This is a genomic window from Streptomyces sp. NPDC093591, from assembly GCF_044764885.1.
Lineage (GTDB): Bacteria > Actinomycetota > Actinomycetes > Streptomycetales > Streptomycetaceae > Streptomyces.
Genome location: NZ_JBIWIY010000006.1, coordinates 401082 through 416640, shown reverse-complemented (window position 1 = coordinate 416640; position 15559 = coordinate 401082). Strand labels below are relative to the sequence as shown.

12 protein-coding genes are annotated in these 15559 nt (G+C 70.5%); 7 read left to right on the top strand and 5 right to left on the bottom strand.

What is annotated here, in order from left to right:
• The 4 genes from ACIREI_RS16085 to glgB form a co-directional block, all read left to right on the top strand.
• A partial coding sequence (locus ACIREI_RS16085; protein WP_403332929.1) for a DUF3459 domain-containing protein occupies positions 1–573 on the top strand: 573 nt, incomplete at its 5' end.
• Positions 570–2270 (top strand): maltose alpha-D-glucosyltransferase, encoded by a 1701-nt coding sequence (gene treS, locus ACIREI_RS16080; protein WP_403332927.1) that lies wholly within the window; start codon positions 570–572, stop codon positions 2268–2270. The genes ACIREI_RS16085 and treS, both read left to right, overlap by 4 nt.
• 84 nt (positions 2271–2354) lie before the next feature.
• Positions 2355–3800: a maltokinase gene (locus ACIREI_RS16075; RefSeq protein WP_403332924.1), complete on the top strand. Its 1446-nt coding sequence runs from the start codon at positions 2355–2357 to the stop codon at positions 3798–3800.
• Complete coding sequence (glgB, locus tag ACIREI_RS16070) at positions 3797–6508, top strand: 1,4-alpha-glucan branching enzyme (protein WP_403332921.1); 2712 nt, start codon at positions 3797–3799, stop codon at positions 6506–6508. The genes ACIREI_RS16075 and glgB overlap by 4 nt, the downstream gene beginning before the upstream one ends.
• 177 nt (positions 6509–6685) lie before the next feature.
• On the opposite strand, the gene ACIREI_RS16065 is transcribed toward glgB, so the two are convergent.
• The 4 genes from ACIREI_RS16065 to ACIREI_RS16050 all read right to left on the bottom strand — a co-directional run bounded on the left by ACIREI_RS16065 (position 6686) and on the right by ACIREI_RS16050 (position 10347).
• Complete coding sequence (locus ACIREI_RS16065) at positions 6686–8902, bottom strand: HelD family protein (protein ID WP_403332918.1); 2217 nt, start codon at positions 8900–8902, stop codon at positions 6686–6688.
• Between the two features lie 181 nt (positions 8903–9083).
• A complete protein-coding gene (gene trxA / locus ACIREI_RS16060) occupies positions 9084–9416 on the bottom strand; it encodes a thioredoxin (protein ID WP_403332916.1) in 333 nt (110 codons plus the stop codon).
• Complete coding sequence (locus ACIREI_RS16055; protein WP_403332913.1) at positions 9413–9799, bottom strand: MerR family transcriptional regulator; 387 nt, start codon at positions 9797–9799, stop codon at positions 9413–9415. The genes trxA and ACIREI_RS16055 overlap by 4 nt, the downstream gene beginning before the upstream one ends.
• A 29-nt stretch (positions 9800–9828) precedes the next feature.
• Positions 9829–10347, bottom strand: coding sequence for an Lrp/AsnC family transcriptional regulator (locus ACIREI_RS16050; RefSeq protein ID WP_403332910.1), 519 nt, complete (start codon positions 10345–10347; stop codon positions 9829–9831).
• Positions 10348–10392: 45 nt separating this feature from the next.
• Between ACIREI_RS16050 and ACIREI_RS16045 the strand changes: the two genes are divergently transcribed.
• Positions 10393–11304, top strand: a complete 912-nt coding sequence (locus ACIREI_RS16045; RefSeq protein ID WP_403332907.1) for an NAD-dependent epimerase/dehydratase family protein — start codon at positions 10393–10395, stop codon at positions 11302–11304.
• Between the two features lie 323 nt (positions 11305–11627).
• Here ACIREI_RS16045 and ACIREI_RS16040 read toward each other — a convergent pair whose 3' ends face one another.
• The gene (locus ACIREI_RS16040; protein WP_403332904.1) at positions 11628–13016 is read right to left on the bottom strand and encodes a cation:dicarboxylate symporter family transporter; all 1389 of its coding nucleotides are present in this window, start codon (positions 13014–13016) and stop codon (positions 11628–11630) included.
• 369 nt (positions 13017–13385) lie between these two features.
• On the opposite strand from ACIREI_RS16040, the gene ACIREI_RS16035 reads away from it, so the two are divergent.
• A complete protein-coding gene (locus ACIREI_RS16035; protein WP_403332973.1) occupies positions 13386–14564 on the top strand; it encodes an NAD(P)/FAD-dependent oxidoreductase in 1179 nt (392 codons plus the stop codon).
• A 30-nt stretch (positions 14565–14594) separates the two neighbouring features.
• A complete protein-coding gene (locus ACIREI_RS16030) occupies positions 14595–15497 on the top strand; it encodes an RNA polymerase sigma-70 factor (protein ID WP_403332901.1) in 903 nt (300 codons plus the stop codon).
• Positions 15498–15559: the final 62 nt, after the last annotated feature.

The following is a 15559-nucleotide window of genomic DNA, read 5'->3' as shown; positions in this document are numbered from 1 at the left end:
CTCCAGCACGGCGGCCGCCCCGCCTTCGAGGTCCGCGCCGTCCTCGCCGCCACCCTCTCGCCCACCTGGGGCATCTACAGCGGCTACGAACTGTGCGAGAACACCCCGCTGCGCACCGGCAGCGAGGAATACCTCCACTCGGAGAAGTACCAGCTGCGCCCCCGCGACTGGGAGACAGCCGAACGCGAAGGCCGCACCATCACCCCCCTGATCACCCAGCTCAACGCCATCCGGCGGGCCAATCCGGCCCTGCGGCAGCTGCGCGACCTCCACTTCCACCACGCGGACCAGGAAGCGGTGATCGTGTACTCGAAGCGCAGCGGTTCGAACACGGTTCTGGTGGTCGCGAACCTCGATCCTCACCACACCCAGGAGGCCACGGTCTCGTTGGACATGCCGCAACTCGGCCTGGACTGGCACGAGTCGGTGCCGGTGCGCGACGAGCTCACCGGCGAGACCTATCACTGGGGCAGGGCGAACTACGTGCGTCTCGAACCGGGCACTCGTCCCGCGCACATCCTCACCGTCCTGCGACCGTCCACCCCGCAGATCGGAGGGTCACCCACAAAATGATCGTCAACGAGCCCGTTCAGGACACCTTCGAGGACACGCCTGCCAAGGATCGTGACCCGGATTGGTTCAAGCGCGCCGTCTTCTACGAGGTCCTGGTCCGCTCCTTCCAGGACTCCAACGGCGACGGCGTCGGCGACCTCAAAGGACTGACCGCAAAACTCGACTACCTGCAATGGCTCGGCGTCGACTGCCTGTGGCTGCCGCCCTTCTTCAAATCACCGCTCAGGGACGGCGGCTACGACGTCTCCGACTACACCTCCGTACTGCCCGAATTCGGTGACCTCGCCGATTTCGTGGACTTCGTGGACTCCGCCCACCAGCGGGGCATGCGGGTCATCATCGACTTCGTCATGAACCACACCAGCGACCAGCACCCGTGGTTCCAGGAATCGAGGAAGGACCCCGACGGGCCCTACGGCGACTACTACATGTGGGCCGACGACGACAAGCAGTACGCCGACGCCCGCATCATCTTCGTCGACACGGAGGCGTCCAACTGGACCTTCGACCCGGTCCGCAAGCAGTACTTCTTCCACCGCTTCTTCTCCCACCAGCCGGACCTGAACTACGAGAACCCGGCTGTGCAGGAGGAGATCCTCTCCGCGCTGAAGTTCTGGCTGGACCTGGGAATCGACGGATTCCGGCTCGACGCCGTGCCCTATCTGTACGCGGAGGAAGGCACGAACTGCGAGAACCTTCCCGCGACCCATGAGTTCCTCAGGCGGGTACGGAAGGAAATCGACGCCCACTACCCCGACACGGTGCTGCTGGCGGAAGCGAACCAGTGGCCCGAGGACGTCGTCGACTATTTCGGCGACTTCCAGAGCGGCGGCGACGAATGCCACATGGCCTTCCACTTCCCCGTCATGCCACGCATCTTCATGGCCGTACGGCGGGAATCCCGCTACCCGGTCTCGGAAATCCTCGCCAAGACCCCCGCCATCCCCTCCGGCTGCCAGTGGGGCATCTTCCTGCGCAACCACGACGAGCTGACCCTCGAAATGGTCACCGACGAAGAGCGCGACTACATGTACGCGGAGTACGCCAAGGACCCGCGGATGCGCGCCAACATCGGCATCCGGCGCAGGCTGGCCCCGCTGCTGGACAACGACCGCAACCAGATCGAGCTGTTCACCGCACTGCTGCTGTCGCTGCCCGGCTCGCCGATCCTGTACTACGGCGACGAGATCGGCATGGGCGACAACATCTGGCTCGGCGACCGCGACGCCGTCCGCACACCGATGCAGTGGACCCCGGACCGCAACGCGGGCTTCTCGTCGAGCGACCCGGGGCGGCTGTTCCTGCCCACGATCATGGACCCGGTCTACGGCTACCAGGTGACGAACGTCGAGGCCTCCATGGCCTCCCCGTCCTCGCTCCTGCACTGGACCCGCCGCATGATCGAGATCCGCAAGCAGAACACGGCCTTCGGACTCGGCTCCTACACCGAACTCCAGTCGTCGAATCCGGCCGTGATCGCCTTCCTGCGCGAATACGAGGACGACCTCGTCCTGTGCGTGAACAACTTCTCGCGGTTCGCCCAGCCGACGGAGCTGGATCTCCGGCGGTTCAACGGACGGCATCCGGTGGAGCTGTTCGGCGGGGTGCGATTCCCGGCCATCGGTGAACTGCCGTACTTGCTGACCCTCGGGGGCCACGGCTTCTACTGGTTCCGGCTCCGCAAGGACGCCGCCTGACAGCCCGGCGGGGCGGTTTCTCCCGCCCCGCCCGGGGCACGCATCAGTAACACCCCGACCGGCCCGGGGAAAGGACGTGACGCCATGTCGAAAGCCGTCACCCGCACCCTCACCACCCCTCCCAGCCTCCTCGCGTCGCTGGACCCGCTCCTGCGGGAGTGGCTGCCACGGCAGCGATGGTTCGCCGGCAAGGGGCGTCCGGTCACCGGGTTCTCGCTGGTGGCGGCCACCGAGCTGCTGCCGCCCGGCGGCAAGCTGGGCCTGTACCACCTGCTGGTGCGCGCCCATCAGCCGCTCGCGCCCCTGACGGGCGCCCCCGGGCAGCCCGCGGACTGCTACCAGCTCCTCATAGGAGACCGCGAGGCGTTGCCGCCGCGGCTCGCGCCCGCGCTGATCGGGCACGTGGCCGAGGGCCCGCTCGCCGGACGCACGGTGTACGACGCCCTGTACGACACCCGCCCCACCGAGCTGCTCCTGGAGGCGCTGCGCACCGGGGCCCGGATCGGTGCGCTGCGTTTCGAGCGGGACGACAGCCAGGAGATCCGCTCCGGCCTGGTACCGCGCCTGGTCACCTCCGAACAGTCCAACTCGTCGGTCGTCTACGGCGATACGTTCATCCTGAAGCTGTTGCGCCGCATCGTGCCCGGCGTCAATCCCGACCTGGAGCTGCCGCTGGCGCTGGCCCGCGAGAGCTGCGACCGGGTGCCCGCGCCCACGGCGTGGATCCGGGGGGAACTGTCCGGCGAGTCGTACGTCCTCGGGGTGCTCCAGCCCTTCGTGCAGGGCGCGGCGGACGGCTGGGAGCTGGCGCTGCGCGAGCTGGCCAAGGGTGAGGACTTCGCCGCCGCGGCGCGGGCGCTAGGGCGCGCCACGGCCGAGGTGCACATGGCGCTGGCCCGCACGCTGCCGACGGTGACCCTGGGGCACGCGCAGGTGCAGCAGCTGGTCGACGGCATGGTCGAGCGGCTGGACGAGGCCGCCCAGGCGGTGCCCGCGCTGCGGCCGTACGCGCCCGGTCTGCGTTCCGCCTTCGCGGCGCTGGCCGACCTGGCCGCCGAGGGGTGCACCTGGACCGCCCAGCGCATCCACGGCGACCTGCACCTCGGGCAGTGCCTGCGCTCGCCCGCGGGGCAGTGGTGGCTGATCGACTTCGAGGGCGAGCCGTCGAAGCCACTCGCCGAACGGCGAATGCCGCAGCCTCCGGTGCGGGACGTCGCGGGGATGCTGCGCTCCTTCGACTACGCCGCCCACTCGGCCGACCCTCCGGTACCGGGCTGGGCCGACGCCTGCCGGGCCGCGTTCTGCTCCGGGTACGCGCAGGCCGGCGGCGCCGATCCGCGCACCGATCCGGTGCTGCTGCGCGCGTACGAGACCGACAAGGCGATCTACGAGGTCGTCTACGAGGCCCGCCATCGCCCCGACTGGCTCCCCGTACCCCTGTCCGCGATACGCCGCCTCGCCGCGGACGCCGCGATCCCGTCCCCCGCCACGCCCCCATCCCCACCTTCGCCTAGGAGGCCCCGCCCGTGACCCCCCGCACCACTCCCTCCAGCGGTTCGGATCAGAAGAAGACGGCCGAGACGCCGGATGAGCAGACGAACGTCGCGAAGAAGGCGGCGACGAAGACGGCGAAGGCCGCCGAGAAGGCCGCGGAGGCCATGAAGAAGGGGACAGCGAAAAAGGCGACGGCGAAGGCCGGCGCGGCGAAGAAAACGGCTGCCGAGAAGACAGCTGCGAAGAAGACGGCTGCCAAGAAGACGGCCGCGAAGAAAGCCCCCGCGAAGAAGGCTCCGGCGAAGAAGGCCGCCGCCAAGGAAGCCGTGGCGAAGAAGGCCGTGGCCAAGAAGACGGCCGCGAAGACCACCACCGCGAAGAGCACGACGACGCCGAAGAGCACGGCCGCGTCGAAGAGCACGGCCCCGAAGAAGGCCGCCGCCAAGAAGATCCCCGCACAGAAGGCGACGGCGCCCAGGAAGATCCCCGCGCAGAAGGCCGCTCCCGTCGAGCCGTCGCCCCCTGTCGAGCCGTCCGCCCCGGTCGAGGTGGCCGTCTCCCCGGCCCTGGACGCCGTCGACCGCGACCGGCTCCTCACCGGCACCCACCACGACCCGCACTCCGTTCTCGGCGCGCATCCCGTGCCCGGCGGTGTCGCCTTCCGGGCCTTTCGGCCGTACGCCCTGTCGGTCACCGTCGTCGCGGGCAGCCTGCGGGCCGAACTGCACGACGACGCGGAGGGGTTCTTCTCGGGTCTGCTGCCGCTGCGGGAGGTGCCGGAGGACTACCGGCTCCTCGTGGAGTACGAGGGGGCGGTCCAGGAGACCGAGGACGCGTACCGTTTCCTGCCCGCCCTGGGCGAGCTCGACCTGCATCTGATCGGCGAGGGACGGCACGAGGAGCTGTGGCGGGCGCTCGGCGCCGAGCCGATGACGCACCAGGGCGTGACCGGCACCCGCTTCACGGTGTGGGCGCCGAACGCACGCGGTGTGTCCCTGGCCGGCACCTTCAACTTCTGGGACGGCACGGGGTATCCGATGCGCTCGCTCGGCGGCTCCGGCGTCTGGGAGCTGTTCGTGCCCGGCATCGGCGAGGGCGAGCTGTACAAGTACGAGATCACCCGGCCCGACGGGTCGAAGACACTGCGCGCCGACCCGCTGGCCCGCCGTACGCAGGCCCCGCCCGACACGTCGTCCATCGTGCACGCCTCGCAGCACGAGTGGGGTGACGCGGCGTGGCTGGCGCAGCGCGGGTCTGTGCCGACGCATGAGGCGCCGCTCTCGGTGTACGAGGTTCATCTGGCCTCCTGGCGCCCGGGTCTGACCTACCGTCAACTGGCCGAGCAGCTCCCGGCCTACGTCAAGGACCTGGGCTTCACCCACGTCGAGCTGATGCCGGTGGCCGAGCATCCCTTCGGCGGCTCGTGGGGCTACCAGGTCACCGGGTTCTACGCGCCCACGGCCCGCCTCGGCACGCCGGACGACTTCAAGTTCCTCGTCGACGCCCTGCACCAGGCCGGGATCGGCGTGCTGATGGACTGGGTGCCGGCGCACTTCCCGCGCGACGACTGGGCGCTGGCCGAGTTCGACGGCCGTCCGTTGTACGAGCACGAGGATCCGCTGCGGTCCGCGCACCCGGACTGGGGCACGCTGGAGTTCGACTTCGGCCGTCGCGAGGTGCGCAACTTCCTGGTCGCCAACGCCACGTACTGGTGCGAGGAGTTCCACATCGACGGGCTGCGGGTGGACGCCGTGGCCTCCATGCTCTACCTGGACTACTCGCGCGAGCCGGGCCAGTGGGTGCCGAACGAGCACGGGGGCCGGGAGAACCTGGACGCGGTGGCGTTCCTCCAGGAGATGAACGCGACCCTGTACCGGCGGGTGCCGGGGGTCGTGACGATCGCGGAGGAGTCCACGGCCTGGGACGGCGTGACGCGTCCGACGCACGTGTCCGGTCCCGGCGGTTTCGGGGGTCTGGGCTTCGGGCTGAAGTGGAACATGGGCTGGATGCACGACTCGCTGGAGTACATGGCCAAGGAGCCGGTGCACCGCAAGTACCACCACAACGAGATGACGTTCTCGATGGTGTACGCCTACAGCGAGAACTACGTCCTGCCCATCTCCCACGACGAGGTGGTCCACGGCAAGCGCTCCCTGGTGTCGAAGATGCCGGGCGACTGGTGGCAGCAGCGCGCGAACCACCGGGCGTACCTGGGCTTCATGTGGGCGCACCCCGGCAAGCAACTGCTCTTCATGGGTCAGGAGTTCGCACAGGGCGCCGAGTGGTCCGAGGCGCACGGCCCGGACTGGTGGCTGCTGGACCCGGCGTACGGGGCGGAGCCCGACCATCGCGGGGTGCGGGACCTGGTCCGCGACCTCAACACGGTCTACCGCCACACGCCGGCCCTCTGGCAGCGGGACACCGATCCGTCCGGCTTCCAGTGGGTGGTCGGCGACGCGGCCGACGACAACGTGTTCGCGTTCCTGCGCTACGACGCCGAGGGTGCTCCGCTGCTGGCGGTGTCGAACATGTCGCCGGTCGTCCGGCACGACTACCGTCTCGGGGTGCCGGACGACGTCCCGGCCTGGCACGAGTCGCTGAACACGGACGCGGCGAAGTACGGCGGCAGCGACGTCGTCAACCCCGACCCGATCAAGCCGGAGGCCCAGCCGTGGCACGGCCGTGCGGCGAGCATCCGGCTGACGCTGCCACCGTTGGCGACGGTGTGGCTGCGTCCCGCGTAGCTTTTCGCCCCCGCCAGGGGGCTCTGCCCCCTGGACACCCGCTCCTCAAACGCCGGAGGGGCTGAGATTTTCAGCCCGTCCGGCGTTTGAGGACGAGGCCCGAAGGGCCGACAGCGGGGTCCGGGGGCGGCAGCCCCCGGGGACGGGACGGGTAGGGGCGGCGGGGGCGAGACTCGTTCAGGTGGTGGTCAGTGCCTGCGGCAGCCGCCCCGTATGCAGCACCCCCAGCCGCTGCGTGGCCCGCGTCAGCGCCACGTACAGGTCGCTCGTGCCGTACAGCCCGGGCTCCACCACCAGCACGGAGTCGAACTCCAGCCCCTTCGCCTGGCGCGGATCGAGGAGTACGACCGCCTGCGTCAGGTCGGGCTCCGCACCCGCCGTCACCCCGTCCAGCCGCGCGGCCAGCGACCGGTGCAGATCGCGCGGCGCGATGACCGCCAACCGCCCGTCCGCCGGGGTCAGTTCCGCGACCGCCTTGGCCACCGCGCCGGGGAGGTCGTCGGTGGCGCGGATCCACGGCAGTACCCCCGTCGACCGCACCGAACTCGGCGGCTCGAACTCGGGGTTCTCGGCCCGGACCACCGCCGCGGCCAGCTCCATGATCTCGGCCGGCGTGCGGTAGTTGACGCCGAGGCGGGTGTGCTCCCAGCGGTCCTCGACGTACGGCTCCAGGATCCCCGCCCAGGAGCCGACACCGGCCGCCTCGGCCGTCTGGGCCGGGTCGCCGACCAGCGTCATCGAGCGGGTCGGGCTGCGCCGCATCAGCAGCCGCCACGCCATCGGCGACAGTTCCTGCGCCTCGTCCACGATGATGTGCCCGAAGGCCCAGGTGCGGTCGGCCGCCGCGCGCTCGGCGGCGCTGCGGTGGTCGTCCTCCTCCTGGCGTTCGGCGAAGCGCTCGGCGTCGATGATGTCGTGCGCGGAGAGGACCTCGCTGTCCTCGTCCTCCTTGTCCTCGAACTCGTAGGTCCGCGAGGCGTACGACACGTCCAGCACGCCCTGCGCGTACGCCACCTGCGTCTCGCGCTCGCGGTCCGCGCGGGCCCGCGCCAACCGGTCGTCCTCGCCGAGGAGTTCGGCCGCCTCGTCGAGGAGCGGGACGTCCGCCACCGTCCACGCCCGCGTCACGGGCCGGCGGATCGCGGCGACGTCCTCGTCGGGGAGGTAGCCCACGGGGTCGGCGAGGAAGTCCGCGACCAGACGCTGCGGGGTGAGCACCGGCCACAACTGGTCGACGGCCGCCCAGACCTCGGGGTTCTCGGCGAGCTCGTCGCGGATCTGGGTGATGTCGCTGGGGTCGAGGAGGCTGCTGCCGTCGTACGGGTCGGTGCCGACGCGCTCGGCGTACAGCTCGGTGAGCGTGTTGAGGATGTGGCCCTCGAAGTACTCACGGGCCACGTTGTGCTGGAGCCCCGCGGCCCGGGTGCGCTCACGGGCCACCTTGACCAGGTCGTCGTCGAGCATGAGGATCTCGCGTTCGTGCTCGATCGCGATCACCGGGTCCGGCAGCGACTGCCAGTCGCGTACGACCTCGGCGAGTACGTCCGCCATGTCGGCGCGGCCCTTCACCGCGGCCGCCTCACGGGTGTCGGCGGCGGTCGCCCGCACCCCCGGGAACAGCTCGCCCACCGTGGCCAGCAGGACGCCGGTCTCGCCGAGCGAGGGCAGGACCTCGCCGATGTAGCCGAGGAAGGCGGGGTTGGGGCCGACGATCAGAACGGCGCGTTTGGCGAGCAGTTCGCGGTGTTCGTAGAGGAGGTATGCGGCGCGGTGCAGGGCGACCGCCGTCTTGCCCGTGCCGGGGCCGCCCTCGACCACCAGCACCCCGCGGTGCGGTGCCCGGATGATCTCGTCCTGTTCGGCCTGGATGGTCTGCACGATGTCGTGCATGCGGCCGGTGCGCGCGGCGTCGAGGGCGGCCAGCAGCACGGCGTCGCCGGTCGGGTCCTCGTGGCCGGTCCGCTCCCGGTCCCCCAGGTCGAGGATCTCGTCGTGCAGGGCGGTGACCGTACGGCCGCTGGTGGTGATGTGCCGCCTGCGCCTGATGCCCATCGGGGTGTGGCCGGTGGCCAGGTAGAAGGGGCGGGCGACGTCGGCCCGCCAGTCGATCAGGATCGGCGTGCGCTCGGCGTCGTCGGTGCGCAGGCCGATGCGGCCGATGTGGTGGTGGACGCCCGAGGCGAGGTCGATCCGGCCGAAGCAGAGCGAGCCGTCCACCGCGTTCAGCGCGGCGAGCAGCCCCGAGCGCTCGGCGACGAGGATGTCCCGCTCCAGCCGGGCCTGCATGGGCGTGTCGCCCTGGGCGAGCGCGTCCCCGACGGAGGCCTCGGTGTCGCCGCGCAGCGCGTCCACGCGGACGTACAGGTCGTCGATGAATTCCTGCTCACGCCGCATTTCACCGTCTTGAAATTCGGTGTTTGACAATTCCGCTCCCGGCCGGATATACTGTGCTCACTGAACTTCTTTGCGACTCAATATTCCTGAAGTCGCGAACCATTGAATATACGCAAAGAAATCCCCCGAGCGCAATTGCGCTCGGGGGATTTCTTCGTTCCGGGCCGGCCCCCGACTGGGCTCAGAGGATGTCGGACAGCTCCTCCAGCAGCCGCCGCTTGGGCCGCGCGCCCACCATCGACCTCACGGGCTCACCGTCCCGGAACACCATCAGCGTCGGCGTCGACAGCACGCCGTACGCGATCGTGGTGTTCGGATTGCGGTCCACGTCCAGCTGGACGATCCGCAGCCGGTCGCCCGTCTCGCCGGCGATGGCGCTCAGGACCGGCGCGAGCTGGCGGCACGGGCCGCACCACTCGGCCGTGAACTGCACCAGCACCGGCAGTTCGGAGCCGATCACCTCCGCTTCGAAGTCCGCGTCCGTCACCTCTGCCACGCCCGCCGCCTTGATCACAGCTCCTGCCCTCCCAGTTCGCACAACGGTGGTTCCCCCTCGGCGAGCGCGAGCCGCAGCCCGATCTTGGCGCGCACGGTCTGCAACTCCCCGATCAGTGCGTCGAGTTCGTCCAGCTTGCGCCGGTAGACCGCGAGCGAGGCGGGGCACGTGTCGCCTTCCGGGTGCCCGGCGCGCAGGCACTCCACGAACGGCCGCGTCTCCTCCAGGTCGAACCCGAAGTCCTGCAGCGTCCGGATCTGCCGGAGCAGCTTCAGGTCGCTCTCGTCGTAGGTCCGGTAGCCGTTGCCGCTGCGCCGCGCGGGCAACAGCCCTCGCGACTCGTAGTAGCGCAACGTGCGCGTCGTGGTCCCGGCCCGTGCGGCCAGCTCGCCGATTCGCATGCGTACGAACGTAATCCTTGACGCCGACGTCAGGGCAACCGCGGCAGGAGCGGCTTTCCGCGCACCGGCGAGGACAGCACGATCGACGTCGTCGTACGGCCCAGCGCCGAGGTCTGTTCGAGGACCTCCTCCAGGTGGACGGTGTCCTCGACGGCGACCTTGAGGATCCAGCAGTCCTCGCCGATGACGTGGTGGACCTCGATGATCTCTGGGCGGTCGAGCAGTTCCAGGGTGCGGGGGTGTTTGAGGGTGTAGCCGCCGTGCGGGTTGACGCGGATGAAGGCCTGGATGCCGTAGCCGAGCCGGGCGGGGGCGATCTGGGCGCCGTACCCGGTGATCGCGCCCGCCGCCTCCAGCCGCCGTACGCGCTCGGTGACGGCTGCCGGGCTGAGCCGTACGCGGCGGCCCAGCTCGCTCAGTTTGATCCGGCCGTCGGTCTGGAGCAGTTCGAGGATCTGCCGGTCCAGGGCGTCGAAGGCCACCGGTGTTTCGCCGGCGGCTGGGCGCAGATGCCGTGTTTCTTTCGGCGCGGCGGCCTGATCTCCCATGTCTTCCCCTTCAGGACGCGGTGCGGGGCCAGGAGAATTATGGTCATGCGAAAGGCACGAGAGGTACTGGTCATCGGCGGCAACCGCTATTTCGGCAAGCGGCTGATCGCGCGACTGCTGGCGGCCGGGGACCGGGTGACGGTTCTCAATCGCGGATCGTCGGCGCCACCGGAGGGCGTCGTCCATCTGGTCGCCGACCGGAATGACGAGAAGTCCCTGACGGCGGCGCTGGGTTCACGGACGTTCGACGCCGTGGTCGACCAGGTCTGCTACACGCCGCGCCAGGCGGAGATCGCCCGCCGGGTCCTCGCCGGCCGCACCCGTCGTTACGTGCTGACGTCGACGGTGGAGGTGTACGAGTACGAGGACTCGATCGCCCCCGTGCGCGAGACGGACGTGGATCCGCTGGGCGTGAACGTCGACCTCGAACTGCCGTGGGACGACCCGGAGTTCCTCGACAGCCACTACGGCGAGGGCAAGCGGCAGGCGGAGGCCGTCTTCGCCGCCGGCCCGGACCTGCCGTACGCGGCGGTGCGGGTCGCCCATGTGCTCGGCGGGGACGACGACTTCACGGGTCGTATGACGTACTACGCGGACCGTATCCGTACCGGCGCGCCGATCGCCGTGCCGGTGGTGAACCAGCCGGCGACGTACATCCATGTCGAGGAGATCGCCGACTTCCTGTTCTGGGCGGTGGGCCAGGACTTCACGGGGCCGGTCAACGCCGCCTCGCACGGCCTGCTGACCACCGGTGACCTGTGCGACGCGATCGCCGCGCACCTCCCGGACGGCACGGCCGTCTTCCGGCACGTCGAGGTCGGCGAGGTCTCCCCGCTCTCCTTCACCCGCGCCTACGGCATGGACAACTCCCGTGCCACCCGCCTGGGTTTCCGCTTCACGCCGGCCCGGCAGTGGCTCCCGAAGGCCGTCACCGAGACCCTCGGAAGGGCCGACTGACGTACGGGACCGCACGGTTGACACTCGCCGCGCGGCGCGCCGAGCGCCCGCCGGTGAGGAGCATGGCCCCGGGACCAGGGACGCAAGCTTCCGGTCATGCCGTCAGGCGCACGGCGGTTGCCGTGCGCCTGAGGCGGGGTCGGGGTGGACGGACGCGGACCGGGCGGCTGGGAGACGGGGGAGCATCCCAGCCGCCCGGAGTGTGATGCCGGACGCCCGGCCCCGGTTCAGGAGGGGCCGGACGTCCGGAGTGAAGAGGGCGGAAGGTCCCGGAGGGGGCGCCGGGGCGGTGGGCCCCGAGTTCTCCGCGGGCCGCCCGGCGCCTACGCCTTGGCGAGTTCCTTCTCGTCGCCCCGTTCCGACGGCTCGGCAGCCGGGGCGCCGTGGCCGTCGTCCTGGAGGGTCGCCTCGTCGAACGGGAGCCGGCCGGCGAGCACCTGGTCGACACGCCCGCGGTCGATCTCCTTGGTCCAGGTGCCGATCAGGACGGTGGCGACGGCGTTGCCCGCGAAGTTCGTCAGGGCGCGGGCCTCGCTCATGAAGCGGTCGATGCCGACGATGAGGCCGATGCCGTCCACCAGAGCCGGCTTGTGCGACTGCAGACCACCGGCCAGCGTGGCCAGACCCGCACCGGTGACACCGGCGGCGCCCTTGGAGGCGACCAGCAGGAAGAGCAGCAGCGGGATCTGCTCGCCGACGGACATCGGCGTACCCATGGCGTCGGCGATGAACAGGGACGCCATGGTCATGTAGATCATGGTGCCGTCGAGGTTGAAGGAGTAGCCGGTCGGGACGGTGATGCCGACCACCGGCTTGCTGACCCCCAGGTGCTCCATCTTCGCGATGAGCCGCGGCAGCGCGGACTCGGAGGAGGAGGTGGACAGGATCAGCAGGAACTCACGGCCCAGGTACTTGAAGAGCGTGAAGATGTTGAGGCCGGCGACGACGCGCAGCAGGGCGCCGAGCACGAGGAAGACGAAGAGGAAGCAGGTGACGTAGAAGCCGACCATCAGGATGGCGAGCTGCTTGAGCGCGTCCAGGCCGGCGGACCCGGTGACGGCGGCGATGGCACCGAACGCACCGATCGGGGCGGCCCACATCACCATGGCGAGGATGCGGAAGACGAGCCGCTGGATGTGCTGCACACCGCGCAGGATCGGCTCCCCGGCCGAGCCCATGGCCTGCAGCGCGAAACCGGCGAGCAGCGCGATGAGCAGGGTCTGCAGGACCGATTCCGAGGTGAAGGCGGAGACCATCGTGGTCGGGATGAGGCCGAGCAGGAACTCGGTCGTGCTCTTGGCCTCCGAGTCGACCTGCTCGTGACCGGCGTCCTTGATGGCGTCGGTGATGTGCAGGCCCGTGCCCGGCTCCAGGAGGTTGCCGACGAGGAGCCCGATACCGAGGGCGACCAGCGACATCACGAGGAAGTAGCCCAGCGCGATACCGCCGACGGCGCCGACCTTGGCGGCCTTGCGTACCGAGCCGATGCCCAGAACGATCGTGCAGAAGATGATCGGCGAGATCATCATCTTGATCAGGTTCACGAAGCCCGTTCCGATGGGCTTCAGCTCGACCGCGAAGTCGGGCGCGACCAGGCCCACGGTGATACCGAGGGCCACCGCGATGATCACCGCGATGTAGAGGTAGTGCGTGCGGTCCCGCTTGGCGGCGGGTGCGGCAGGTGCCGTATCGGGGGATTTGGCGGCGGCCACGGCTGCCCTCCTTGACGTCTTCGTCGGTATCACCGGCGTGCGGCTCACGTCCGGGGTGGGGGTTCGCTGACGGGGAAGCGCGCCCCGGGGAGCGGGGGTCGTACTCCAGCGATGCGGTGACTATCCCTTGCCGTGTGAGGGCGGTCACCCTTCCGTTCATTGAGTTCACCGCGCATGCCCACGCGCCGCCGCATCGCCTCGGCGGCACCGGCCGAGCCCTGCTGGAGTGATCTGGGTCACGTCCTGTCACAGCGACCGAGGCCCCGGTGTCTTGAGGTCGAACCCCCTGGAGCCGGAGGAGGCACCGTGACCGAGAACAGCAACGGCATCAGCAACGTCATCGTGATCGGCGGCGGATACGCGGGCGTCATGGCGGCCAATCGCCTGACCCTGCGCGACGACGTGACCGTGACCCTGGTCAACCCGCGCTCGACCTTCGTCCACCGGGTCCGCCTGCACCAGCTGGTGGGCGGGTCCGACGACGCGGTCGTCGACTACCGGGAGGTCCTGGCCGAGGACGTCCGGCTGGTCGTGGACAGCGTGACGCGGATCGACGCGGCCGAGCGCAGCGTGACGCTGGCGACCGGCGGCACGGTCGGCTACGACTACCTGGTCTACGCGGTGGGCAGCGGCAGCGCCGACCCGGGCGTGCCCGGAGCGGCCGAGTTCGCCTACCCGATCGCCGGCCTGGAGGAGGCGCAGCGGCTGCGGCCGGTTCTCGACGCCGCGTCCGCGAAGGCGCCGGTGACGGTCGTCGGCGCCGGTCCGACCGGTATCGAGACCGCCGCCGAGCTGGCGGAGGCCGGCCGCAGGGTGACCCTGGTCTGCGGTGGGGTGCTCGGCCCGTATCTGCATCCGCGGGGGCGGCGCTCGGTCGCCAGGCGGATGGCCGCCCTCGGGGTGACCGTGCTGGAGGGCCCCGACACAAAGGTGACGGCCGTGACCCGGGACTCCGTACGGCTCGGCGACGGCCGTACGGTGCCGAGCGAGGTGACCATCTGGACCGCCGGCTTCGGCGTGCCGGACCTGGCCGCGCGCAGCGGGCTGAGCACCGACGCCCTGGGCCGACTGCTCACCGACGAGACGCTGACCAGCGTGGACGATCCGCACATCGTCGCGGCCGGCGACTCGGCGGCCCCGTCGGGTCTGCCGTTGCGGATGAGCTGCCAGGCCGCGATACCGCTGGGCGCGCGGGCCGCCGACACGCTGCTCAGCCGGCTCGCGGGTGAGCAGCCCTCGCCCCTCAGCCAGTTCTTCGCCGGGCAGTGCATCAGCCTGGGCCGCGGCGCCGGCATCTTCCAGTTCGCCCACCGGAACGACGTGGCGCTGTGGTTCCACATCGACGGCCGGCCCGCCGCGAGGCTCAAGGAGTTCGTCTGCAAGGCCATCGTCAAGCATCTGTCCGACGAGTCGCGCAAGCCCGGCTCGTTCCGCCTGCACCGCGTCTCGGGGAGCGTCAGGCGTCAGGAGCTGCTGCGGGCCGGGCACGACGGGACCCGGGCCACGGAGGCGGACGGGACTCCGGCCACCGTCGAACGCGTGGCCTAGCCCGCGCACGAACAGGGGAGAGACCTGGGCATGAGTGATCACGCCACCGATCCGGATCCGGCGACCGAGGCCTTCGTCGCCCACCGCAACCTGCTCTTCACCGTCGCCTACGAGATGCTCGGCTCGGCCGCCGACGCCGAGGACGTCCTGCAGGAGACCTGGCTGCGGTGGGTGGAGGTCGACCTGGGGCAGGTGCGCGACCAGCGCGCCTACCTGGTCCGGATCACGACCCGCCAGTCGCTCAACCGGCTGCGCACGATGTCGCGCCGCAAGGAGGCGTACGTCGGCCCCTGGCTGCCCGAGCCGCTGCTCACCGCTCCGGACGTGGCCCAGGACGTCGAGCTCGCCGAGAGCGTGTCGATGGCGCTGATGCTCGTCCTGGAGACGCTCTCCCCCACGGAGCGCGCCGTCTTCGTGCTGCGCGAGGTCTTCGACGTCGACTACGACGAGATCGCGGCCGCCGTCGACAAGACCCCCGCGGCCGTCCGCCAGATCGCGCACCGCGCCCGCCGGCACGTCGACGCCCGCCGCCCCCGCGCGGCGGTCTCCGCGAGCGCGACCAGGGCGGCCCTGGAGTCGTTCCAGCGCGCGCTCGCCACCGGCGACCTGCAGGGCTTCCTCGACGTGCTCGCCCCCGACGTGGTCCTGGTCAGCGACGGCGGCGGCGTCAAGCAGGCCGCACCGCGCCCGGTGGTCGGCGCCGACAAGGTGGCCCGCTTCATCGTCGGCGGCACGGGCAAGCTCGACGCCACGCTCACCACCGGCCTCACCGTGGTCAACGGCAGCCCGGCACTCGTCCTGCGCCTGGACGGCGAGATCGACGGCGTCATGGCGATCCGCATGGAGGACGCCCGCATCACCGGCCTCTACTACGTCCGCAACCCTGAGAAACTGACCCGCGTCGAGTCGGAGACCCCGCTCACCCTGCGATGACGACGCATACGGCGAGCATCACCTGGCGCTGAACACGGCGAGCCACCGGATCGCACGGCCCG